This is a genomic window from Pseudoalteromonas sp. MelDa3, from assembly GCF_002863625.1.
Lineage (GTDB): Bacteria > Pseudomonadota > Gammaproteobacteria > Enterobacterales > Alteromonadaceae > Pseudoalteromonas > Pseudoalteromonas arctica.
In genome coordinates this window covers 1-25,227 of record NZ_PJBR01000032.1, presented here as the reverse complement: position 1 = coordinate 25,227, position 25,227 = coordinate 1, and the positions used below count along the sequence as shown (strand labels likewise).

General features: G+C 38.7%; 18 protein-coding genes. 7 read left to right on the top strand and 11 right to left on the bottom strand.

Annotation, left to right across the window (positions count from 1 at the left end; translation table 11 throughout):
- The first annotated feature begins 11 nt into the window (after positions 1-11).
- Together CXF89_RS08665 and add are read left to right on the top strand one after the other, a co-directional pair.
- Entirely contained in the window at positions 12-2,699 is a 2,688-nt protein-coding gene (locus tag CXF89_RS08665; protein ID WP_121954367.1) for a CHASE domain-containing protein, read from the top strand.
- A gap of 126 nt (positions 2,700-2,825) precedes the next feature.
- Positions 2,826-3,827, top strand: a complete 1,002-nt coding sequence (gene add, locus CXF89_RS08660) for an adenosine deaminase (protein WP_024592609.1) — start codon at positions 2,826-2,828, stop codon at positions 3,825-3,827.
- Positions 3,828-3,891: 64 nt separating this feature from the next.
- Here add and CXF89_RS08655 read toward each other — a convergent pair whose 3' ends face one another.
- From CXF89_RS08655 to CXF89_RS08635, 5 genes are all read right to left on the bottom strand, one after another.
- Positions 3,892-4,302, bottom strand: a complete 411-nt coding sequence (locus CXF89_RS08655; protein WP_024592608.1) for a CBS domain-containing protein — start codon at positions 4,300-4,302, stop codon at positions 3,892-3,894.
- A gap of 168 nt (positions 4,303-4,470) precedes the next feature.
- A complete protein-coding gene (fre, locus tag CXF89_RS08650; protein WP_024589658.1) occupies positions 4,471-5,184 on the bottom strand; it encodes an NAD(P)H-flavin reductase in 714 nt (237 codons plus the stop codon).
- A 109-nt stretch (positions 5,185-5,293) separates the two neighbouring features.
- Positions 5,294-6,760 (bottom strand): 4-hydroxy-3-polyprenylbenzoate decarboxylase, encoded by a 1,467-nt coding sequence (ubiD, locus tag CXF89_RS08645; RefSeq protein WP_007580574.1) that lies wholly within the window; start codon positions 6,758-6,760, stop codon positions 5,294-5,296.
- A gap of 71 nt (positions 6,761-6,831) precedes the next feature.
- A complete protein-coding gene (locus tag CXF89_RS08640; RefSeq protein ID WP_121954366.1) occupies positions 6,832-8,862 on the bottom strand; it encodes a methyl-accepting chemotaxis protein in 2,031 nt (676 codons plus the stop codon).
- 66 nt (positions 8,863-8,928) lie between these two features.
- On the bottom strand, positions 8,929-9,210 hold the full coding sequence (locus CXF89_RS08635; RefSeq protein WP_121954365.1) for an MliC family protein: 282 nt from the start codon (positions 9,208-9,210) through the stop codon (positions 8,929-8,931).
- A gap of 145 nt (positions 9,211-9,355) precedes the next feature.
- On the opposite strand from CXF89_RS08635, the gene CXF89_RS08630 reads away from it, so the two are divergent.
- Complete coding sequence (locus CXF89_RS08630) at positions 9,356-10,261, top strand: DUF808 domain-containing protein (RefSeq protein WP_121954374.1); 906 nt, start codon at positions 9,356-9,358, stop codon at positions 10,259-10,261.
- A 44-nt stretch (positions 10,262-10,305) separates the two neighbouring features.
- On the opposite strand, the gene CXF89_RS08625 is transcribed toward CXF89_RS08630, so the two are convergent.
- The 3 genes from CXF89_RS08625 to CXF89_RS08615 all read right to left on the bottom strand — a co-directional run bounded on the left by CXF89_RS08625 (position 10,306) and on the right by CXF89_RS08615 (position 15,002).
- Positions 10,306-11,247: a tetratricopeptide repeat protein gene (locus CXF89_RS08625; RefSeq protein WP_121954364.1), complete on the bottom strand. Its 942-nt coding sequence runs from the start codon at positions 11,245-11,247 to the stop codon at positions 10,306-10,308.
- 86 nt (positions 11,248-11,333) lie between these two features.
- Complete coding sequence (locus CXF89_RS08620) at positions 11,334-12,734, bottom strand: M20/M25/M40 family metallo-hydrolase (RefSeq protein ID WP_121954363.1); 1,401 nt, start codon at positions 12,732-12,734, stop codon at positions 11,334-11,336.
- A gap of 180 nt (positions 12,735-12,914) precedes the next feature.
- Positions 12,915-15,002 (bottom strand): TonB-dependent siderophore receptor, encoded by a 2,088-nt coding sequence (locus CXF89_RS08615; RefSeq protein ID WP_121954362.1) that lies wholly within the window; start codon positions 15,000-15,002, stop codon positions 12,915-12,917.
- A gap of 191 nt (positions 15,003-15,193) precedes the next feature.
- Here CXF89_RS08615 and dbpA point away from each other — a divergent pair, with 191 nt between their 5' ends.
- Positions 15,194-16,582 (top strand): ATP-dependent RNA helicase DbpA, encoded by a 1,389-nt coding sequence (gene dbpA / locus CXF89_RS08610; protein ID WP_007580581.1) that lies wholly within the window; start codon positions 15,194-15,196, stop codon positions 16,580-16,582.
- A 22-nt stretch (positions 16,583-16,604) separates the two neighbouring features.
- On the opposite strand, the gene CXF89_RS08605 is transcribed toward dbpA, so the two are convergent.
- On the bottom strand, positions 16,605-17,177 hold the full coding sequence (locus CXF89_RS08605; RefSeq protein WP_121954361.1) for a DNA-J related domain-containing protein: 573 nt from the start codon (positions 17,175-17,177) through the stop codon (positions 16,605-16,607).
- Positions 17,178-17,253: 76 nt separating this feature from the next.
- Here CXF89_RS08605 and CXF89_RS08600 point away from each other — a divergent pair, with 76 nt between their 5' ends.
- Positions 17,254-20,073 (top strand): ATP-binding protein, encoded by a 2,820-nt coding sequence (locus tag CXF89_RS08600; protein ID WP_121954360.1) that lies wholly within the window; start codon positions 17,254-17,256, stop codon positions 20,071-20,073.
- Positions 20,074-20,136: 63 nt separating this feature from the next.
- Here CXF89_RS08600 and rho read toward each other — a convergent pair whose 3' ends face one another.
- Together rho and trxA are read right to left on the bottom strand one after the other, a co-directional pair.
- The gene (rho, locus tag CXF89_RS08595) at positions 20,137-21,396 is read right to left on the bottom strand and encodes a transcription termination factor Rho (RefSeq protein ID WP_002960945.1); all 1,260 of its coding nucleotides are present in this window, start codon (positions 21,394-21,396) and stop codon (positions 20,137-20,139) included.
- A 185-nt stretch (positions 21,397-21,581) separates the two neighbouring features.
- Positions 21,582-21,908: a thioredoxin TrxA gene (gene trxA / locus CXF89_RS08590; RefSeq protein WP_002960942.1), complete on the bottom strand. Its 327-nt coding sequence runs from the start codon at positions 21,906-21,908 to the stop codon at positions 21,582-21,584.
- Positions 21,909-21,999: 91 nt separating this feature from the next.
- Here trxA and rhlB point away from each other — a divergent pair, with 91 nt between their 5' ends.
- Together rhlB and gppA are read left to right on the top strand one after the other, a co-directional pair.
- Positions 22,000-23,277 carry an ATP-dependent RNA helicase RhlB gene (rhlB, locus tag CXF89_RS08585; RefSeq protein ID WP_002960940.1) on the top strand — a complete coding sequence of 426 codons (1,278 nt, stop codon included), beginning with the start codon at positions 22,000-22,002 and terminating at the stop codon, positions 23,275-23,277.
- 43 nt (positions 23,278-23,320) lie between these two features.
- Complete coding sequence (gene gppA / locus CXF89_RS08580) at positions 23,321-24,814, top strand: guanosine-5'-triphosphate,3'-diphosphate diphosphatase (protein WP_007580584.1); 1,494 nt, start codon at positions 23,321-23,323, stop codon at positions 24,812-24,814.
- Positions 24,815-25,227 lie beyond the last annotated feature (413 nt).

Below are 25,227 nucleotides of genomic sequence, written 5' to 3'. Positions count from 1 at the left end.
GAGCACAAGCATTGAGAAAGTTTTTAATATTAACCTTTAGCTTGGCTTGTGCTTACTTTTTTACTGGGTATTTTAGCAACTCACTTCTTTCTGTAGATGGCTATGCGGTCGCCTCTTGGCCGCCCTCAGGAATTGCTTTAGCGAGCTTTTTAATTTGGGGACGTAAGTCATTTATTGGCCTTATTCTTGGTGCTTTCTGTACTAACTTAATTCATCTTGATAACACCGTAGATATTCTTCATTTTAATGTGCTTTTACAAGCTATTTGCGTCACTTTAGCCTCTGTTTTACAGGCTTGGATTGGTCGTCAAATTATAGTAAATGTTATAAAGGCTCCACTAGATTTATCTTCTTTAAAACACAGTGTGCAGAGCTTAATAGTAGCAGGACCAATATGCTGTGTTATTGCTGCAGGTGTGGGAACTAGTTTATTAGCATTGAATAATGTGATTCCGACCAATGCTATTTTTGATAGCTTTATAGCATGGTGGATTGGCGACAGTATCGGTGTACTTATATTTACTCCACTCATGCTCGCAGCCTTTAATTACACGCAAGTACGCCACCGTATGTTGGTAATTTTACCTTCACTATTAATTTATATACTAATCAGCGTTAGTTTTTATGGCGCTGCCAGTGTTAAAAAAGAAAAAGACATTCAAAAGCAAGAAGCCAAAATACTTACTGTGCAAAATGCTATAAGCCAGAAGCTCGATGGTATTACTGCTCACTTAGGATTGTTAGCTACATTTTTTGCTAGTAGTAATGACGTGAACTTTAAAGAGTTTAAACAATTTACTTCAAAGCAGTTGGACTATAGCCAAGAAATTTTAGCATTTGAATGGATACCTTATGTACCAGCAAATAAACTCGCAGATTTTGAAACACATGAAAATACAGCCACAGGCAAACCTTTATATATAAAAGAAAAGTCACTTGATGGAGGTTGGCAACCTGCAGGTCCTCGTAGTAATTACTTTCCTGTAAAATATGTATATCCCTTAAAAGATAATGAAGGTGTTTTAGGGTTTGATTTAGCTTCTAGTAAAGTAAGAGGTGCAGCGCTTAGCAAAGCGAAAGAGCTTAATGAACTTGCACTAAGTGAGCCAATTAATTTAGTCCAAAATACAGCTGAAGACGGTGTACTCTTTTTATATCCTGTTTTTGGAGAGTCGTCTACCGAAGATGATTTTCAAGGTTTTGTGGCAGCGATTGTCAGTCTGAAACGCTTATCGCAAACACTATTATTTGATCACAACAACTCAATTTCAGTCAGTTTTTTTGATACAACGATACCAGGGAAAAAGCAGGCAATTTATATTGCCGATACCGATAACTCGCAAACGCTGTTTAAAGAATATCAATTGTTGATTGGCAAACGCATGTGGCAGGTCGAGTTATATGAACCAATAGTTAGAACGTCTTGGTTAATGTATTGGCTTGCACAAATAGTAGGTATGTTGTTTGTGTGGTTACTGATTACATTTTTGATTTCAGTTACAGGTACAAACATACAAATTCGCGAACAAGTGGCTAAGCAAACGCATACATTACGCAAAGAAAAACAAAAAGCAGATGAAGCGAGTCATATTAAAGGGCAGTTTTTAGCAAACATGAGTCACGAAGTCCGCACCCCTATTAACGGTATAAAAGGGCTGCATTATTTAGCGCTGCAACAGAATGATTGGCAACAAGCAAGGAGTTACATTGAACAAGCAGATGGAGCACTGGGTGTTTTACTGCGGGTATTAAACGATGTGCTCGACTTTTCAAAAATGGAAGCAGGCAAGCTAGACTTAATGCAAGAGCTTATTAACGTAGCGAGTTTAGCGGATGAAATGCTTAATTTACTTCAGTTTGAAGCTGACATTAAATCAATAAAGTTAAGTCTCGATTTTGATAAAACATCAAATTTGGTCATTAATACCGATCCAATCCGCTTAAAACAAGTGCTGCTGAATCTGCTCAATAATGCGGTTAAATTTACAGGGCAAGGTGAGATCACTCTGAAAATTTGGCAGTCGAAAAAAATGACTTACTTTAGTATTAACGATACGGGTATTGGTATTAGTAGCGAAGCACAAAAACAATTGTTTAAACCGTTTGCGCAAGCCGATAGCTCAACCTCACGTCAATATGGTGGTACAGGCTTAGGGTTAAGTATTTGCAGAAAGTTGGTTGAGTTAATGGGTGGTGCAATTGATTTAGTCAGTTATGAAGGTAAAGGTTCTACATTTACATTTAGTTTGCCGCTTATATCGCCTTTACCAAAGGCAGAGCAAATTCAACAGCAATACGACGAAATAGATGTAAGTACCTTATCATTCGCAAACTATAAGTTACTTTTAGTCGAAGATAACCCACTTAACCAGCATGTTGCCAGTGCCATTTTAAAAACAAAAGGGTGTATTGCCGACATTGCTAATGATGGTTTTGAAGCCATAGAAAAGCTAACCGAAAATAGCTACGACATTGTTCTTATGGATATTCAGATGCCAAAAATGGATGGACTCCAAGCAACAAAAGTAATTCGTTGTGATTTAGGGTTAATTGATTTACCCATAATAGGGCTATCGGCGAACGCCCATGATGATGACGTTAAAAAGGCATTAGCCTCTGGAATGAATAGTTATATTACCAAACCTATTGATGCAAATACGCTTTTTAAAACTCTTTGGCATTATTTATCAAATAAATAAGTAACGTTATTTTTTGCACAAAAAGCAGACATATGACCGCTTAAACTTAACGCAAACCATATAGACTTGAAAAATAACTATATCTGCGTATCATGCGCGCAAATTTAACTAAACTGGGTTGCTATTATGATCAATAGAAAATTACCTTTGCTAGATATTCACCGTCATTTAGATGGTAATGTACGTGCGCAAACCATATTAGAACTTGGTCGTCAGTTTAATATAGAGTTACCTGCAGATAACGTTGAGGCATTAATTCCTCATGTTCAAGTTATTGACCCTGAGCCAAACCTTATGGCTTTTTTACAAAAGTTAGATTGGGGTGTCACTGTACTTGGCGACTACGATGCGTGTAGACGCATAGCGATTGAAAACATTGAAGATGCACAAGCACAAGGCCTTGATTATGTAGAGCTTCGATTTAGCCCTTACTACATGGCACAAAGCCAAGGTTTACACCCAGAAGGGGTTGTAGAGGCGGTTGTTGATGGTATTAAATCAGCAACAAAGGATGCAAATATAAAAGCTAACTTGATTGGTATTTTATCGCGTACTTATGGCGTAAAAACATGTCAAAAAGAGCTTGATGCTTTACTCGCATTTAAAAATGATTTAGTTGCTGTTGATTTAGCCGGTGACGAAATTGGCTTTCCTGGTGAGTTGTTTGTAGAGCACTTTAAACAAGTACGAAATGCTTATTTAGCTTCGACTATTCATGCTGGAGAGGCACTCGGTGCTCCAAGTATTTGGCAAGCAATTAATGAGCTAGGTGCAAGCCGAATAGGGCATGGCGTTAAAGCTATTGAAGATCCAAAACTAATGGATTACTTACGCGATAACCGTATTGGCATTGAGTCGTGCTTAACAAGTAATATTCAAACCAGTACAGTAAACGATTTAGCTAAGCACCCACTTAAACAGTTTTTAGATCACGGTATTTTAGCGTGTATTAATACTGATGACCCTGCGGTTGAAGGCATTGAAATTGAGTACGAATATACCGTTGCAGCACCTAAAGCTGGCTTATCTCAAGCTGATATGGAAAAAGCCCAAAAAAATGCATTAGAAATAGCATTTTTAAGCGATGGCGATAAAAAAGAACTTTCAGCAATCGTTAGCGCACGTTAATTTAAGAATATTAAAAATGCCGCTTTATATAAGCGGCATTTTTGTATTTGTAATGTCAGTTTAATTAACGCGTTTGGCAACTTATATAATTATCGTAAAGTGCTTTAAGTACGTCAGCTCGGCTGATCATGCCGATTACTTTAACACCCTCTACAACAGGGTAGTTTTTTGGTTTACCGGGCTGCATTTGCTCTGCAAGCTCAATAATATTGGTATCGCCGCTAACGGTCACTACCTTTGTTTGCATAAGTTGCGATACTTTAACCATCCCATCACAAAAATAACTGCTTTGCGTAAGTGGTTTTAATAGTTCTTGCTCAGATATAAATCCGACTAGGCATTTATCTTTATCAAATACTGGTGCGCCAAGTAGTTTAAATTTTTGTAGTTCTGCTATGGCTGTCGTCATTTCTGTATCTGGTGTGATATTTGGCAACTTGCGTTGCATAAAATCTTTTACTTTTGTATTTAGCATTTGGGTCTCTCCCGCTGATGTTCTATACAAAGTATGGTTTATAGATAGGGATTTAGGAAATTGTTTATGTTGATGAGATTGATAGGTTTTAACTATTAAGTATTTGTTGTTATATAAAATAAAAGCACCGATTAGGTGCCTTTATTCATAACTGAAAGTTAATTTCAATTATTTGATAAATGCGAATGCATCTGCGTACATGTTTTCACGAATTGCACCATGAGTAATAAAGTCATCACGGACAATACCTATCATGTCAAAACGACCGGCCATATAAATATCGTATGGTTCAAGTGATACAATATCTTGCATTACCGCTTTATGTACATAGCCAGTGTGACCTTGCCAATTAGCAGATGGATTTTCTACCACAGGGATAAACTCAAAGTTTTTGTGGCTATCGGCCCATGTTTGCATTTCTGTATGTGCGTATAAAGCTGACTCTTCTTTTACACCCCAGTAAAATAATACAGGACGGTCGCACTTAATTTCAGCTAAGTGATCAGCCATTGATTTTGCGTATGAAAAACCAGTGCCACCGGCAAGTAAAATAATAGGGCGCTCACATTGCAGGCGCAACTGTGAAATACCCAAGCCAGCTTCAATGTCTACTAACTGCCCAGTGGTATGGGCGTTTCGTAAATGTTCCAGCGATTGCATTGCATACGAATCGGCACCTGACGCGCCAATATGCAGTTCTATTGCATCGCACTGTGAAGGGCGACTAGCTATAGAAAAAGCACGTTTGTCTTTTTCGCCCAATACGAGTTGCATGTATTGGCCAGCTTCAAAGGTCACAGGTTGTTGTGGCTTTAAAATTACTTTGTGAACAAATTCTGTAAGTGGGCTGATAGCTACAACTTCAGCTTTTAATGTTTGCATTTTTTACCTTTTAGCAGCGCTTTAAACAGCAGATACGCAATCGAATGACTCGATTCTAGCATATCTGCAGGGTTATTTTATAGCCTGTTATGTACTTACATATAAACGCTTAAAGAATATTAAGGCTTTCCCAAATATCATCTACGCGGTCTTTGGTGTCTTTATCCATAACAATAGGCTCGCCCCATTCGCGGGTGGTTTCGCCAGGCCATTTATTGGTGGCATCCATTCCCATTTTTGAACCAAGGCCAGAGACTGGCGATGCAAAATCGAGATAATCAATAGGTGTGTTTTCTATTAATGTTGTATCGCGAGCAGGATCCATTCGGGTTGTTATAGCCCAAATAACATCTTCCCAATCACGGGCATTAATATCGTCATCGCACACAATTACAAACTTGGTATACATAAACTGACGTAAGAACGACCAAACTCCCATCATCACGCGCTTAGCATGGCCAGGATATTGTTTTTTCATTGTTACAATCGCCATACGGTACGAGCACCCTTCAGGCGGCAGATAAAAGTCGACGATTTCAGGAAATTGCTTTTGTAATATCGGCACAAACACTTCATTAAGTGCTACACCTAAAATTGCAGGCTCATCAGGCGGTCGGCCAGTAAATGTGCTGTGATAAATAGGATCTTTACGATGCGTTAAGTGAGTTACCGTCATTACTGGAAAGTCATCTACTTCATTATAGTAACCGGTATGGTCACCATAAGGGCCTTCTGGCGCCATTTCACCTGGCATAATGTAACCTTCAAGTACTATTTCTGCACTGGCAGGGACTTGTAGGTCATTTGAAATTGATTTTACAACTTCGGTTCTGCTACCACGTAATAAACCAGCAAATGCATATTCGCTTAATGTGTCGGGTACAGGCGTTACTGCACCCAATATAGTAGCTGGATCGGCACCTAGTGCTACCGAGACAGGGTAAGGCTGCCCAGGGTTTTCTTTACACCATTCTTGAAAATCAAGCGCGCCACCACGATGCGACAACCAACGCATAATTATTTTATTTTTGCCTAATAATTGCTGGCGATAAATACCTAAATTTTGGCGCTTTTTATAAGGCCCTTTAGTAACTGTAAGGCCCCAAGTAATTAATGGCGCTGCATCACCTGGCCAACAATGTTGAATAGGTAATTTAGTTAAGTCTACATCATCACCTTCTAAAACTACTTGTTGGCAAGGCGCTTTTTTAACTTCTTTTGCTGGCATATTAAGCACTTGCTTAAAAATAGGTATAGCGCCTAGTGCTTCTTTAATACCCTTTGGTGGATCAGGCTCTTTTAAAAAAGCGAGTAGTTTACCTACTTCGCGCAGCTCGCTAACGTCTGTTTGGCCCATGCCCATTGCTACGCGTTTTGGTGTACCAAATAAGTTGGTAAGCACCGGCATATCGTAGCCTTTTGGATTTTCGAATAATAACGCAGGACCTTTAGCACGCAATGTGCGATCAGATATTTCGGTCATTTCAAGATACGGGTCGATTTCTTGGGTGATACGTTTAAGTTCGCCTTTTTTTTCAAGCAAATCGATAAAATCACGTAGATCTTTATATTTCATTGTGGGCCGCTATTAAGCAAAAGAGTTGAAGTATTATACCCATTTCATGCAAGCCAAGTCATTACTTGCACTTAAAACTTAAAGCGCTCTACGGCACTTGTTAAGGAGTGTGCAAGTTGATTTACGTCTTCACTTTCGCTTGCTAGGGTTGTCGCGTTTTTGGCATTCAAGGTTGCTTGCTCTGTCACCTTGGCCATTATTTGTTGAATGTCGTTACTGTTAGTCAATTGCTCATGTGATGCATGAGCAATCTGCTCACTCATCTGATTAACAGACGACAATGTGCTTTTAATACGCTCTACGGCTTTATTTAGTTCAGTGCTGTTTTTAACACATTGCTTGGCTTGGTGTTGGCCATCGGTAATGTGTTCTTGAGTTGTTTTAGTGTGTTGTTGCAATGTTTGGATCATGGTGTTTATTTCGCTAGTCGAGGTCTGTGTACGTGCAGCTAATGATCGAACCTCATCAGCAACTACAGCAAACCCGCGTCCGTTTTCACCCGCTCGCGCTGCTTCAATTGCAGCATTGAGTGCCAATAAGTTGGTCTGCTCGGCAATGCTGCTAATTGTTTCAACAATGGCTTCAATAAGCTGAGTGTGTTGGGCTAGTTCCTCAGTGCTGCCTACTGCTTTATCTAGGCGCTGCAATAAAGTTTCTATACTTAGACTATTTTTATTAGCAATCTCGTTTACGTCATTGGCAAATTGCGATGCATTGGTTATTTCACTTGATGTTTTATCTGCTTGTTCATAAACCGCTTGTGAGTTGGTTAGCATATTTTGTGCAAGCGATGTTGCCTGCGCGCTTCGCTCCAACTGCTGTTGTGCAACAACCGTCATTTGCTGACCTTTTTCACTGGTTTTAATAGCGCTGCGGTCTAGTTCATGGGCGTCACTACTAATTGCGCCAATTAACTGGGTAAGGTCTTCACTGAGTTTATTTATGTTATTTAGCAAAGTACCAAATTCATCTTTACTGCGCGGATGGCTTCGCTTTGATAAATCACCTGAGGCGATTCGGGCTAAATCGCGGTTTACTTTTTTAAGCGGTTTTAGCATTGCGCGAGTTGTAAAAATAGAGATAGCGATAATCAATATAATTAAAACAATCGTAATAATTACTACAGAACTAATCCCTGTATTTATGGCGGCCTTTGCATTAGTTTGTAAGGCATTAAAGCGCTCATCAGCCAATTTATTAAGTTCAATAAGCTGACCTTCTGTTGTTATAAATTGCTGTTGAAAGTGTTCAAAATTTTGAGCCGCAGCAATAGTACTTTTGAGTACTTTATTTTGTTGGGCATAAATTCCTGTATCGTTGTTAAGTAACTCTCTTAATTGATTAAATTTAGTCGTTAAATTTTTAGCATTAAACGCATTATTAAAGGGTAGCGCTTGTTGCTCTAAATAGGTGAAATTAGGTTGGATGTTATCTAGTAGAAATAGAGTATCTTGCTGATGACTATTTAAATCATTGATACTTGTAGTTTTAGTAATGCTTTTTATATTATTGCTTAAGTTAAACAATAAATCATCTATACGGGTCGCTGTTCCAAACATCGCATTAAGTAGCGCCTGCTGTTTTGCAGGCACTTCTAAAAGTTCTATATCAAGTAAGTTAGAACTTAAATTGTAAAGTTGCTCGTTAAACGTTGCTGATAATTCTATGGTGGAATTTTGCGCTACAAACTTACTCTCTTTAGCACTAAACATTGCGACACTTACTTTAGTCAGTTGCTCAAAGCCTTCGTTGGTACTGGCGAGTAAATTTTGCATTGTTATTTGTTGATTTAGTTGAGTGCTTAACGAATTGAGCATATCGCTAAATTGTTGTTGCTCAGCTTGCGCCTGTTTTTTATTTTGTTGAAGTAAATCAAGGTTTGCTTGGCTGTAAGCTAAGGCATTAAATTTGGTAATAGACAGTAATGATAGCCTTAAATCTTTACTGAACTGTTGTACCGGAACTGCTAATTTTTCGGTTCGGGTATTGTTAACGCTAATTTTGTTTAATGACCAATAAAAAAACACACTACTTGTTAGCACCAATAAACCAATGGCTGTAAAAGCTAAAATTATTTTATGTTTGATCGCAATTGAACGCATAACTTCATCACAATAATGGGTCTTTAATTATTGTAGCATTGCTGTAATTTATTGGTTAGTTTTGTGTTAAACCTTGATGCACTGTCTTTTTTTACCAGCAATGATTAGCATGGCCTCATTTCCCTTACCCCAAAACAGTACCTCTTCACTTATATATTTATTCCCTGATGCACTTTTTTCGTGATTAAGTACATGCACTTTATTGTTAAAGATAAGTTTGGCTTCAGAATTATTAATGATATTGAGTTTTACGCTCTCATCATCGCATTTGTAAGCAGTACTGGTTTGTAAATCACTACATGCGGTTAAGCTTAGTAAAATAGCGATTAATGCTAAATATACTTTCATTTTTCCTCCCATCTTCTTTAAAAGTTAGTTAAAACACAGGGCAAAATTTTAATCTAATGTAAGAATAACAAAGCAAAATTAACCGTTGGTGAAAGTAGCGCTTTACGTTATGTTTATAGCAATATTTTTTGAGCTCGGAAGCTTTATGGCAGGCACTAACCTTTTAACGTTATTAGACGATATAACCACTTTACTTGATGACATTGCGACAATGAGTAAGGTAGCAACAAAAAAAACAGCGGGTGTATTAGGCGATGACTTAGCACTCAATGCACAGCAGGTTACAGGTGTTGCAGCAGAGCGTGAATTACCGGTTGTTTGGGCTGTGGCAAAGGGCTCATTTTTAAATAAAGCGATACTCGTACCCGCCGCTTTATTAATAAGCGTATGGCTGCCTTGGTTAATAACACCGCTTTTAATGATGGGTGGTTTATTTTTATGTTTTGAGGGAGCTGAAAAAGTATTTGCTAAGTTTTTGCCTCATCACAATGAAGTGGTAGATGAAGATGAAAAATTAGATTTAGTTGAGTATGAAAAACAAAAAATAAAAGGGGCAATAAGAACCGACTTTATTCTTTCTGCCGAAATTATTGTTATTACTTTAGGCACTGTGGCAGGCGCTACATTACTTAACCAAGCTTTAGTGCTTTGTGTTATCGCAATTATAATGACGATTGGCGTTTATGGCTTAGTGGCCGGTATTGTAAAGCTAGATGATGCCGGGCTTTATTTACTTAACCAATCTAAAGTGTCAGCTAATAAATTTAAAGAGTTACTTGGTAAAGGCTTACTCGCAGCAGCGCCTAGGTTGATGCAGTTTTTAGCATTTGCGGGCACCATTGCAATGTTTTTAGTAGGCGGCGGGATTTTAGTGCATGGTGTTGAGTTACTGCATCATACTCAAGTGGATGTTACGAGCTATGCTCAGTCTGTTGCTGGCAGCACAGGAGAAGTATTAGCGCCTCTCTTGTTTGATGGTTTGCTAGGTGTTATTGCCGGCTTAGTTGTTGTGCTTATACATGTAAGTTATACAAAGTTATTTAAAAAATAGTTTATAGCTGGCGTACTTGTTGCGCCAGCTATATTTAAATTCACTCATTCACAGTTAGCTATTTTACAAAGCGATTCTAATTCAAATTGTGCTTTAGTATTTTTTTGCTCAATGGCCTTTTTATACCAATAAATAGCCTGTTGATAATTTTGAGCTATTCCCTGACCATCACGATACATTTGCGCTAAATTTAATTGCCCCCATTGAGAACCCGCTTCAGCAGCTAGCTTAAAGCTATTAAATGCTTCAAAAAGCAACTTATCTTTAAAATAAATAATGCCTTGTTGATTGTTTTTATCGAGTTTTAAACCTTTATATAGTGGCTTAGGTTTGGGAGGAAACATCACAAACCCGCCATAAAGGCTGTTGGCATAAGGTCGCAGCACATCATAAATAGCTTCGTCTTTATACAAACGCTTTACTTCATCACGAGGGAGGGTGATTGTTTTAGTGGAGAAGTAATTGTCTTGAATTAGTTGGCTGGTACGCATTGCCAAGGTAATACTATTATTACGTTTATAGCTGTAGTTGCTTATCTGAAAGGTAATAAACTGCTTATCAAAACTTAAAACTTGAGCAATTCTTAAATTGGTTAGGGTCCAGGGTTCGTGTGTAAATTTGTCGGCGTGTACTAAGTAGGTGTCATATATTTTAGGTGTATTCAAATAGCTTTGCTTTTGAGTCTCGGTATCAAGGTGTTGTTGATAAAAAAAAGAAATAATCCAAAGCAATAAAAATACGCCAATAAAGTATTTAGGTAGGCTTAGTTTTTCTATTAACGGTAGTTGCGGTATTTTAACAGGTTCGCTTTTTCCGCATTGATAGCACTCGCGTTTATAGCTTAATTTTAAGGCAAGCATAGGTAAAATGCTAAATCGTAAATAGCGGCTTTTATTTACTAAATGGTAGGCGTCGCTTTGGCAGTGAGGGCAGCGTGTTATTTGTGCAAAATGTGGAAATGATTCACTCGTGTTGAAAAGTAACATAAAGCACGCTCCTTGTTTAATTACCTAAAGGTAAAACAAGAAGCGTGTTAGTTAAAGCTACAAACTGTAAGTAAGTATGTCTGTTATTACTTATTTTGAGCTTTAGGCTTGATAGTGGTTTTTGCATCGGCAGCCATTAGAGCAAATACAGCGTATGCAGCGGTATTTTGACGAAGCTTAGCAGGTGTTACTTTATCAAGCGTATCGTCAGCTGTATGGTGGTAATCAAAGTAATCTGTTCCATCTTGAGCAAGTTCAAAAATAGGCGCTGACGTTGCTGCTTTAAGTGGAATTAGATCGGGGCCACCATTCGCTTGGTTTTTACCAATGTACTCAATATTTAACGGCGCAAGTTCTTTTGCTATAGCGCGAACTACAGGAAGTGACTCTGCGCTTACGTTCGACTCAAAAGCATATACAACATCGGCGCCAAAATCAGACTCAGCGGCTGCAACAATATTGCTTAGCTCGTTTTTATGCTCTGCAAAATAAGCTTTTGCACCCCAAAGACCTAGCTCTTCAGCTGCAAAAAGTACCACACGAATACTGCGCTTAGGACGTTTTACATCGCTAATATGTTTAGCGGCTGCCATTGTTAGTGCAACGCCTGCGCCGTCATCTAATGCGCCAGTCCCTAAGTCCCAAGAATCTAAATGCCCGCCAATTAATACATATTGCTCAGGGTTTTCGGTACCATTAAATTGGCCAATAACGTTATAAACAGTGCCTTCACCAAGGCTTTCGGTTTGCACATTAATATTTACCGATACGTCTTTATTTAAAGCAACTAAGCGTGCTATTTGATCTGCATCTGGGTTAGCAATTGTTACGTTAGGTATTTTTGTAACACCTTCTTTGTAGTAACTACCGCCGGTGTGTGCAAAGCGATGATGACCGGTACTAACCGAGCGCATCATGAAGGCAACAGCGCCTTTTTTAGACGCTTCTATAGCGCCTGTACCGCGTGCTTTTACAGCCGGCCCGTAACCATTCCCGTCTATATCGCGGTTCATGCGGTAATTAATATATGCAATTTTATCTTTTAAACTGTTCGCCGGTGCGGCTTTTAATTCATCAAGTGTTTCGAATAATACAACCGGCGCTGTAATCCCATCTTTTGGCGTGCTTATACTGTTACCTAATGCAGTTAAGTGCAGTGGTTGCTCGCTTGGTGTTAGTATTTTTCCGCTTTCGCTATAACGACGCCATTCAGGAAACGTGGCTTTTTCTAGCCATACTTTATCAAAGCCCAGTTCATTAAATTTGGCTTGAGCCCATGCCACTGCTTTTTTATCGTTTTCAGTGCCGGGTAAGCGAGGACCAACTTCAGTTGTTAATGACTCTAGTAATTTATAGCTTAAATCACTATTTAGTGCAGAGGTGCGCACTTCGTCTACTTGTTGTAATTGCTTTTGGGTAAATTCGGCGCTGTTAGCGTTTGCAGCCATACTGCTAGTAAGCAGTAGTGCGGTAATTAATTTTTTCATTTTGGTAGGCCTTTTTAATAATTAGCGCTATTAGAGCATGTAACAAACATGATAAAAAATAGATGAGATGAATAGGCTTTGTAATAGGTTTAATGCTGTTAAGTGTAAATATTTAGATATAAAAAAGCCCGCGTAAATGTACGCGGGCTATATTTTAAAGCTGTTATTTAAGGCATTTATTTAAAAGCTAAATTGCGCAGCTAAACGAAGATTTGTACCCTCGCCAACAGTTACATTATTTGTGCCGCCACCACCTAAATAGCTTTTATCAAATAAGTTTTCGATGTTAAGGCGTAAGTTAATATCGGTATTACTTAAGTTAAACTTATAAGTTGCACCTACATCAACACGTGTATATGCATCTTTAGTAATTGTATTATCGCTATCTGCAAAGCGCTCGCCTTCATAAAAAGCACCAGCGTTAAAAGCAATCGCATCATTTAGCTCATAACGAGTCCACAGAGATGCTGACCATTTAGGTGCGTCGGTTGGGCGTTTACCTTGCAGCTCCTCATTCGCTCTTTCATAGTTCGCATCTAAATACATCGCAGAGGCCATTACAAATAAACGATCTGTTGCAGCGCCTTGTGCTGCAACTTCAAAGCCTTTGTGGCGTTGTTCGCCAACCTGATTTGTCTCGGTTGTAACTGAGCCAATAGGAGCCTCAAGGTCTTCAGTGACCAGCGTTCCGTTTTTACTTATATCGAAAACGGCACCACTAAGCAGTAAACGGTCATCAAGCAGTTGCCATTTTATGCCAAGTTCTCTTTGTTCAGAGGTAACAGCATCTATTTCCATACCGAAGTTAATATCAGTTTCGTCGGTGATGGTCTCATTTTGTGGCTCAAAGCCTTCTGAGTAACTAGCGTATATAGTTGCAGAAGCATTTGGGTGATAAAGCACACCTACTTTTGGTACAAATGATTCGTTATTTTGGCCTTCACGCGTTTGCTTATCGTAACGGCCACCTAGCGATAATTGCCACTCTGGTGAGAACGAAATTAAGTCTTGGACGTAAATACCGTAGTAGTCGTATTCAGTTTCGCTTATTGTATCATCTGTTTTATAGCTTATTGATGGACGAGATGGCTCGTCTTGACCTGCTGAATAGTAAAGGTATTCTTCTTTAGGCAGTGCTGTGCGTAATTGCCCGTAGTAGTAATCAAGCGAGTTAGCGCCTACTAATAACTGGTGTTGAATGCCCGCGGTTTCAAACTCACCAATAAAATCAATAAATGCAGTTTTAAATTGCCAATCATCAAAGCGATCGTAAGGGCGAGATTCATAGCTGTCACCTTCAGCAAAGCCATTAGGCATGCGAGGTGCTGACTCAAAGCGTTGGCGTTCAAACGTTTGTTCGTTGTAACCAAGTTTTACTTGCCAGTTATCGGTTAAAAATACTTCTAGGTCTACACCTAGGTTTTCTACGGTTATGTCGGTAAATGCCCAAGACATATCACGGATTGTTTTATCATCACCAATTACATTGGCGTTTTCGTCTATCCATGCGCCAGTATCTAAACCGGCTTCGTCGTCTGTGCGGTCGTAATGCACACGTACTAATGCGTTGTCGCTAATATCGTAATCTACAACTAAAGCACCTAAAAAGCGGTCACGCTCGCGGTTTTCACCGTTTTGGTATTCACGCCAGTAATCAACATCTTGTTTAACTAAAATACCACGAGCACGTAAATCTTCAGATTCAGTCAAGGCACCTGCAGCATCAACCATAAAGCGCGTTGAGCCATGTTGATCTACATCGGCACTGGCATTAAATAATGTTTGTGCTGTAGGCTTTTTAGTAACCATGTTCACCAAGCCACCCGGACCTGATTGACCATATAAAATGCTCGATGGGCCTTTAATTACTTCAACTTGTTGTAAAATTTCGATTGGTTGTTGGTAGTGCGACCAATGCTGATGCCCATCACGTAAATAACCTGTTGATGAGCTTAGCTCAAAGCCGCGCAAGTTAAATACCTCACGATTTCGTTGTTGTGAGCCTGCAGTTAAGCTTGCGTCATTTGTTAGTACTTCGCCAAGGGTAGTGGCAAGTTGCTCACTAATAATAGTGTCGGTTATTACGGTTACAGATTGTGCGGTTTCAAGTAATGAAGCTGATGTTCTCATTGCGCCATTAGCGTTATCTACTTTGTAATCGTTAAAGTAGCTACCTTTTACTTCTATACGCTCAAGGTCAGTAGTGTTTGCGTATGTGTTTGTTGTAATGCTTGCTAATAGTGCTATGTAAAGAGAATTCAGTTTCATTGTTTGCTTCCAGCAGTGATATGTAAAAAACAATCGCGATCTTAATGCAAACTACTATCATTTTCAACACCTTTTGTTAACGTGCTTTATTATGTGTTTGTTAATGGTTGCTAATTACGAATTCTGCTATTATTAGCAGCATATTTAGTGGGGCTTTCCCCCACGTTATTTTTATTGCTATGGAACTTACTGTGACTTCAACTGCTTTTTCATCTTTGGCTTTACCAGCTGGACTCGTTGATAATTTATCAACACTTGGTTATGCGCATATGACACCTGTACAAGCGCAAAGTTTACCGCCTGTACTTGCTGGTAAAGACATCATTGCTCAGGCAAAAACCGGTTCAGGTAAAACTGCTGCGTTTAGCTTGGGTGTGTTAGCTAAATTAAACGTAAAACGCTTTCGTATTCAATCTTTAGTCTTGTGTCCTACTCGTGAGCTTGCCGAGCAGGTTGCGGTTGAAATGCGTAAATTAGCGCGCGGTATCCATAACATTAAAATATTAACGTTATGTGGCGGTGTATCAATTGGTCCACAAATAGGCTCGCTTGAACATGGCGCGCATATTATTGTTGGCACACCTGGGCGTGTTGATGACCATATTCGTAAAGGTACTTTACGTTTAGATGATGTTGAAACATTGGTACTTGATGAAGCCGATCAAATGCTTGATATGGGTTTTCAAGATACACTTGATGCAATTATTGAGCGCATTCCACAAAATCGTCAAACATTGTTATTTAGTGCAACATTCCCAAGAGCTATTGAAGCAATTGCTAAGCGTGTACTTAAAAATCCAGAAATGGTTAAAGTAGAAGAAGAGCAAGCCAAAAGCACAATTAAGCAGTACTTCTACAAAATGGATAATAATAAGCAGCGCTATCCAACGCTAAAATTATTATTACTTAAATTTACACCACAAAGCTGTGTTGTGTTTTGTAATACTAAAGTAGAAACACAACAAGTGTGTGACGATTTAGCTGATGAAGGCTTTAGTGCTGTTTCGCTACACGGTGATTTAGAACAGCGCGATCGTGAACGTACGTTAATTCACTTTTCAAATAAAAGTGCTTCAATACTTGTTGCAACCGATGTTGCTGCACGTGGTTTAGATATTGACGATATGGATATGGTGATTAACTACCATTTAGCACATGACACGCAAACACATGTGCATCGTGTTGGTCGTACAGGACGAGCTGGTAAAAAGGGCATTGCATGTTCTATTTACGGTGAAGCAGAAGCGTTTAAAATTGCTCAAATAGGCGAACATTACGAACGTGATATTACTCCAGAGCAAATGCCACCATTTAATTTATTAGACAAGCCACCGTACCGCCCTGAAATGGTTACTTTGATGATTGATTCAGGTAAAAAACAAAAAGTACGTGCAGGTGATATTTTAGGTGCTTTAACGGGTAAAGATGGGGTTGCAGGTCGTCAGGTGGGTAAAATTAACGTACTTGATAACGTAGCGTTTGTTGCTGTTGAGCGTAACTCATTAAAACCTGCGCTTCGTAAATTAACCGAAGGCAATATTAAAGGGCGTAAAATACGCGCACGTCGCCTTACTCGTTAATTTAAACTTCTAAATTAATAGATTAACGAGCAGCTACCTTTAGCTGCTCGTATTGTGTTTGTATTTTTTTAAACTCAACTTCACAGCCATTTGGTTTATCTGGGTGCACTTGTAATGCAAGTTGTCTCCAGCGCTTTTGAACATTTTTAAGAGTGAAATTTTCAGGTAACTTCCATTCTAAAGCCAATGCTTTAAATTCATTTTCATTTAAAGTCTGTTGTGGTGATATCGTTTTAAACTGACGCCAAAAGCTATTTAAAAGCTCATCAATCTGCTCTTCACTGGTATCGTAATTATGCCAATCTAAATAATAATCTCGCAAATTTTCGCTTGTTGTTACTAAACTATTATCTCCTTTTTCTAAAAGCTCGATATGCAGAGCTGAAATGAGTAAACTCTGAGGGCGTAATTGTGCCTGCAGTTGGTACAGTGCATTCATAATTAAAAAATTACGTTTAAATAAATCACGTTCAGGACTTTTATCGAGAGTGGTCATAGCGCTGCGGTTTGTCAGTTCTGCTGCTAAAGTATGAACTTGCCAAACTTGCTTTGTTAGTATTAGCTCAAAAATCTCATCAATCAGTGGGTTAAGCATTGTTTAGGCCCTAGTAGTTGGTGTATCTTCAATAAAGATTACACTGATATAAGTAACGGTTTGAAGGATTAAAATTATGCTGGGCAAGTTAAAATGCCTCTTATTTACTATATGCTGTGTACTAATAGCTCCTAGCTATGCCCAAAATAATGATTCGTTATTTGAGCAATTCAAAAACGAAGTGCAGTGGGAGCCTAAATTACAATTAGCAAACATGCTACTTGCTAATAAAAATGCCTCCAAAAAAGAGCGTGTCGCTGTTTATTCGGCATTGGGTAATACTGCGTTATCGGTTGATAATTTTAAAGACTCATTACATTACTTTAAATTACTTGAACAACATACTTCGGATACTTTCTTCCCTGATGAGCACTTTCGTGCAATTAAAATGCAAGGTGTTGTACTTTTTTATCAAGGCTTATTTCAAAAAGCGATTATTGAATATACCCGTACCCTAGCATTAGCAGAAAAGAATAAGCAATTACTAGAGCAGGCAAACTTATTAAATAATATTGGTTTGGCCTATTTTAATATGAATAAGCTAGGCGATACCCTAGAGTTTTATTTAAAAGCAAAAGCTATCTACGAGGCGTACGGCAGTGAGCAAGATAAAACCGATATACTACTTAATATAGCAGGCGTTTATATACGCTTATCACGCTACGATAGTGCGTTTGGTCTTTATCAAGATGTACTTAAGGTTTATCAACGATTAGATGATAAAAGCGGTATTGCGCAGGTATATAACAATATGGGTGTTGCCCATATGGAGAGTAATCAATTTGACTTAGCACTGCATTATTATCAGCTAGCGCTGCGCTATTATATTTCAGCTAATGATTACAATAAGTTATCTACACAATATACAAATTTAGCTAACACTAATTTAGTATTAAAAAAAGTGGATGAAGCGTACGAGCAAGCTAAATTAGGTGAGTACTACGCCCTTAAAATAGATAATCATAATTTAGAGCTTAATGCGCTACATGCGCTGGCTAAAATTCAGTTTGTTAAGGGTAACTTAGAAGAGGCGCAAATAAATTTAGATAGAGCTATTTTACTTGCTCATGAATATGGTAGTGAGCGAATAATTAGAGAGAGCTTAGGGGCCAAAGCACTTCTTGAAGCCAGTAAAGGCGATTATTCAAGCGCAATGGCTTTGCAACAAAAATATATTAGTGAGTTGCGAAAGCTCAGAAGTACGGCAATTATAAATGCACTAGCGGTACTTCAGCATCAATTTAAAGCAACGCAATTAAACCAAGAGATAGAAAAACTTAAGCAAGATCGCCGTGTGCAAGAGCTAAAAATGTCGCAGCGTTCTCAGCTTACTTTATTCTCTTTTTTACTATTACTTTTAGTTGTCGTAACTGGTATTGCGCTTTATCGCCGTGGTGCAGAAAAACGCGCTAAGCAGCAGTTAACAGAACAAGTTACGCAACGTACCGCAGAGTTGCAGGCAATTGCACAAGAGCTGAGAGAAGCCAACGATGTTAAAAGCCAGTTTTTGGCTAATATTAGTCACGAAATTCGCACTCCACTAACGGCTATTTTAGGGCAAACAGATGCTTTGATTAATGAATTATATGAGCCTGAGTCACTTAAAGATGAATTAAGAGTAATTCAGCGTCACAGTGACCATTTAAAAAGCTTAATAAATGATGTACTTGATTTAAGTAAAATTGAAGCCAATAGATTAGAGTTAAATATTTCGTGCTTTGATATTGTAGAGCTCGTAAATGATGTGCACGCAATGTTTATCACCCAAGCAAAAGCAAAAAATCTACATCTTATTTTAGACAATCAAGTGGGTAATGAGTTTTACACTAAGCTGGATTTAATACGCGTAAAGCAGATTCTTATAAACTTATGTGCAAATGCTATTAAGTTTACTCATTCTGGGCAGATCATTATTGCATTAAATAAGAGTGAGCAAGGACTAGTTATTATTGTAAAAGATACCGGTATTGGTATGAGCTCTAAACAGTTAAAGCTTATTTTTGAATGCTTTAGCCAAGCTGATAACAGCATTAGCCGTCGCTTTGGTGGTACAGGGTTAGGCCTTAGCTTATCGCAACAATTAGCTGCGATGATGGGTGGTTATATCAGCGTACAAAGCGAATACAAAAAGGGCAGTCAGTTTTCGTTCTTTTTACCGTGCGCAGAAGTAAATAAATCTCAAAGCATGATTGAAACTCAAAGTGCTCCTAAGGCGAATAAGCAATTAGCAGGGCGTGTTGTACTTGCGGAGGATCATCCTGATAATCGTAGGTTAATAAGTCGTTATTTACGCTCAATGGGACTCGAGGTTATTGCTGTTGAAAATGGTGAGCAAGCGGTAGAGCAGTGCTTAAAAGAATATCCAGATTTGGTATTGCTCGATATTCAAATGCCAGTGATGGATGGGCGTTCTGCTTTTCAGCTATTAAAACAATGTGGTTTTGAGCGACCTATTTTTGCTTTAACAGCAAATGCTATGAGTCATGAAGTGGATGGTTATTTAGAGTTAGGGTTTACTGGTTACTTAGGTAAACCGATAGACAAAGAGTCATTTTATAAAGCGCTTTCTAGTCACCTACATAATGCAGAAGATCAGCCAATTACAAAGCAAAATGAAGTTGATATGAGCGATCTTGTGATTAGTTTCAAGCAGAGCTTTGCTTTGGAGAGTGAAACGATTGCGCAGCATTTTATAAGCGAAGATTTAGATGCGCTACAAAAAGATAGCCATCGCATTTTAGGGGCTGCACAAATGTTTGGTTTGGATGAAATTGCGCAATCGGCTAAAAATTTAGACAGAGCACTTCTACGCAGAAGCAAAAAAAGCAGTGCAAATGACTTTAAAGCGCTCGTTGATACGCTGCAGGGTGTACTTAAAAAGTATAATGAAAGTTAAACTGTATTTAATCCAGACACAAAAAAAGCGCCTAAGGCGCTTTTTTATTCAATTAAAACGCTTTTATTGGCGTCTCATCGAATCAAAAAATTCATCATTGGTTTTGCTCATCGATAGTTTATCGATTAAGAATTCCATTGCATCAATTTCTGACATGTCATGAACAATTTTACGTAAAATCCAAAGCTTTTGAAGTTCATCTGGTTTTGTTAGTAATTCTTCACGACGAGTACCTGAGCGGTTAAAGTCGATAGCTGGGAATACACGTCTTTCCGCAATTTTACGGTTAAGGTGAAGTTCCATGTTACCAGTACCTTTAAACTCTTCGTAGATAACTTCATCCATTTTAGAGCCAGTATCGATAAGAGCTGTAGCTATGATTGTTAAGCTACCACCTTCCTCAACGTTACGTGCAGCACCAAAGAAGCGCTTAGGTTTATGTAATGCGTTAGCGTCAACACCACCAGTAAGTACTTTACCTGATGAAGGAATAACGGTGTTATAAGCACGTGCTAAACGAGTGATTGAATCCAATAAGATAACAACATCTTTTTTATGTTCAACTAGGCGTTTTGCTTTTTCGATAACCATTTCGGCAACTTGTACGTGACGAGAAGCTGGTTCATCAAACGTTGATGCAATAACTTCACCTTTAACTAGGCGTTGCATCTCTGTTACTTCTTCCGGACGTTCATCAATAAGTAAAACCATTAATGTTACATCAGGATGATTGTGCGTAATTGATTGTGCAATATTTTGAAGTAGCATTGTTTTACCCGCTTTTGGCGGAGCTACTAACAAACCACGTTGGCCGCGGCCAATAGGAGATGCTAAATCAAGTACACGGGCTGTAATATCTTCTTTACTGCCGTTACCACGTTCCATGCGAAAACGTTCGTTTGCATGTAATGGAGTAAGGTTTTCAAAAAGAATTTTAGTTCGAGAGTTTTCAGGTTTATCAAAGTTAACTTCATTTACTTTAAGTAAAGCAAAGTAACGTTCACCGTCTTTAGGTGGACGAATAAGACCTGAAATTGAATCGCCAGTACGCATGCTGAAACGGCGAATTTGGCTAGGTGAAACATAAATGTCATCTGGGCCAGCTAAGTAAGAGGCTTCTGATGATCTTAAGAAGCCGAAACCATCTTGTAAAATCTCTAATACACCGCCGCCGAAGATATTCTCTCCGCCTTTGGCATGGGATTTAAGAATGGCAAAAATGATATCTTGCTTTCTTAAGCGGGCTACGTTTTCGAGCCCCATGGACTCAGCTAAGTCTACAAGCTCTTTAATGGACTTGTCTTTTAATTCGCGTAAATGCATATTGGTGGGTTCTTTATTACAGTTGTCATACTCAAAATCGCTTTGATCGTTGAGTGAGGTTTGTTGAATATAACTAAGGATTAGTTGGCTTTATAAACTAGCAGTTCACTGGCAAAGCGTCCAGTCTTTATACAAAATAAATTTAAAAAAGGGCAAAAAGCCCTTTTTATTGTTCTAGCTTACAGTTAGATGTTGTTTTCTAAAAACTCAATAAGTTGAGTTTTTGAAAGAGCACCTACTTTCGTTGCAGCTACTTGACCATCTTTAAAAAGAAGTAAAGTAGGGATACCACGAATACCAAATTTTGGCGGTGTGCCAGCATTTTGGTCAATGTTTAATTTAGCAACAGTCACACGGCTGTCGTATTCATCAGCAACTTCGTGAAGAATAGGGGCGATCATTTTACAAGGTCCACACCATTCAGCCCAGAAATCTACTAGTACTGGTTTGTCAGATTGTAATACGTCAGCTTCAAAGCTATCGTCAGTAATTTGGATTATTTTCTCGCTCATTGCGCTCTCCGATTTAGTTAGGCGAAATATTTAGTGCGTATTTAAACACTCTTGTTTCTTATTGCAAGTTTAAACGTTATGCTTAAACGCTATGACTAAGACACATTTAACCGATAAAAAGTTTTCAGACTTTGCTATCGCACCGGAAGTGGTTGCCGGTTTAACCGAGAATGGGTTTGAATATTGCACACCTATTCAAGCAAAATGCCTACCTTTTATTTGTGATGGACGCGATATCGCGGGCCAAGCTCAAACAGGTACAGGCAAAACGTTGGCGTTTTTAACTGCCACGTGCCATCGGTTATTACAATCTAGCAAAGCACCTAGTAAACATCCAAGAGCCCTGATCATGGCCCCTACTCGGGAGCTTGCGATTCAGATACACAAAGATGCTAAAATTTTAGCGCCGCACTGTAATCTTAACTTAGGTTTAGTATATGGTGGCGAAGATTACGAAAAACAACGTGCACAACTAGAAAAAGGCGTTGATATTTTAATTGGTACTACAGGTCGTCTAATTGATCTGTATAAGCAAGGCTGTTACACCCTTAATGAAATTGAGGTAGTCGTGCTTGACGAAGCTGATCGTATGTTCGATTTAGGTTTTATCAAAGATATTCGCTATATGTTCGATCGTATGCCAGATACATCAAAGCGTTTAAACTTATTATTTTCTGCCACATTATCGTATCGCGTACAAGAATTAGCTTTTGAGCACATGACAAACCCAGAACATGTTCAAATTGAACCTGACGTTAAAACGGGTAAACGTATTCAAGAAGAGCTATTTCATCCTTCGCAAGAAGATAAAATTAAGCTGTTGTTAACCTTAATTGAAGAAGAATGGCCAGAGAAAGCAATCGTGTTTGCAAATACCAAGCACAGTTGTGAAACAGTATATGCTTGGCTTAAGTCAGACGGTCATCGTGTAGGTATGCTTACTGGTGATGTTAACCAGAAAAAACGCCAAACTATATTAGCGCAGTTTAGCAAAGGCGACTTAGACTTTTTAGTTGCGACTGATGTTGCAGCGCGTGGTCTTCATATTCCAGAAGTAAGTCATGTATTTAACTTTGATTTACCTGACGATTGTGAAGATTATGTTCACCGTATTGGTCGTACTGGCCGCGCTGGTGCATCAGGCCACGCAATTAGTTTTGCATGTGAGCAATATGCATATAACCTGCATGAAATTGAAGAATATATAGAGCACAGCATTCCTTTATCACATTATGATAAAACAGCATTGCTAGATGATTTAACTCAGCCTATTATTCAAAGAAAGCGCAACTATTCAACAGGTCCACGTAACCGTAGTAATAACAGCGGACGTCGCCCAAATAATAGTTACCAAAAAGGACGGTCGTAAACGACCGTTTGTATAAGTAGTAGTAACTAGAGGTTTTTGAACGGTGGGGCAACTTAAACCGCAAAAAAATGTGTACGCAGTTATTGATTTGGGCTCAAATAGCTTTCATATGCTTATAGCCAAATCAATTGCTGGCGGTCTACAAACAATTGGACGTGTTAAACGCAAAGTCCGATTAGCCGCAGGGCTTGATAAAGATAACGTATTGAGCACTGAAGCAATGCAGCGAGGCTGGGAATGCCTTGCCCTTTTTGCTGAGCGTCTACAAGATATCCCAGATAAAAACATCACCATAGTAGCAACAGCCACCTTACGGTTAGCAACTAACGCCGAAGTATTCAAAAATCATGCAGAAAAGATTCTTGGCCATAACATTAATGTTATTAGCGGAGAATTAGAAGCGCGTACAATTTATAAAGGTGTTGCTCATACTTCATCTTGTACTGGCAAACAGCTTGTTATTGACATTGGTGGTGCAAGTACCGAAGTTGTAATTGGTAAAGCATTTGATGCCTTACATTACAAAAGCCTCAATATGGGGTGTGTTACCTATCTTGAACGCTATTTCAAAGACTGCCAATTAAGTAAGAGTAACTTTAACGCAGCCATAAAAGCAGCTCGTACAGTCATTGATGAAATTTCTCCAGAATATAAAACAGCGGGATGGCAAATTGCATCTGGTGCTTCTGGCACAGTGCAAGCAATTCAAGAAATTATGGTCGCTCAAAATCTTGACGATTTACTTACGCTTGAAAAGCTCAACACTATAAAAGAGCAAGCAATTGCATTTAGCACTATTGCAGCGCTAGACCTTCCTGGATTAAGTGAAGACCGTCGACTGGTATTTGTATCAGGGCTCGCAATCTTAATCGCACTATTTGAATCTCTTGAAATAGAAAAAATGGGATTGGCGGGTGGAGCACTGCGTGAAGGCGTTTTATATAGCATGGTTCCGGAGTTTCATAATAACGACATTCGTAAACGCACAGTTGATGGGTTTATGAGTCGTTATCACGTTGATCAAAAACAAGCGTGTCGGGTTTCAAGCTTAGCTATGCAGTTAGCGGTAAGTATTGATAAAGATTGGCCAATTGAACGTTTAAATGGGTTACCACTATTAAAAGCGGTAGCGCAGCTTCATGAGATTGGATTACTAATAGAATATAAGCAGTACCATAAACACACCGCTTATATTTTGGAAAATACCGATATGCCTGGTTTTTCACAGTCAGAGCATAAATTAATAGTAGCGGTAGCAGATGCGCATCGTTCTGATTTTCCAAAAGGCTGTTTTAATTCACTCGGCGTAAATAGTCTATTGGCGCAATATATAGTGAGATTACTACGGATAGCAGTCATCTTATCAATGCGCAGACAAGATGATGTACTGCCTATGTTTGAGTTAACTGCTAAAAATGAAGTGTTAGACCTTAAGTTTGAAAGTAACTGGTTAAAAGATCATCCATTAATGGCCAGCGAGCTACAACAAGAGTCTAAACAGCAAGGTAAACTTGGGTGGAAGCTCATAGTAAACTAATTAAAAAGGCCCATCAGGGCCTTTTTAGTGTTTAAAGTAACCATTTCGATGCAAATATGTGCGAACAGCACATTATTTCAAGTTTTCTTCAAAAAAGGGTTGATCTGTTTTCGGATCTCCCTATAATGCGACCCCACTGAGACGGGAAACGCCAACGCATAGCGAGGCACGAACAACTCAGGGTGTTAAGTAAAACTTAGATTGAATCTTTTTAGAAAGTTTAAATTTAAGTATTGACAAAAAAATAGGAAAGCGTAATATACGCAGCCCTAGCGAGATAAAGTTTAACTTTATAATCGCAACGTTCTTTAACAATATAAAGCAATCATCTGTGTGGGCACTCGTACAGATTGAGTTCTAACAGCCAACCTACTTAGGTAGCGAGGCAAAAAAATTAGAGTCTCAATTGAAAG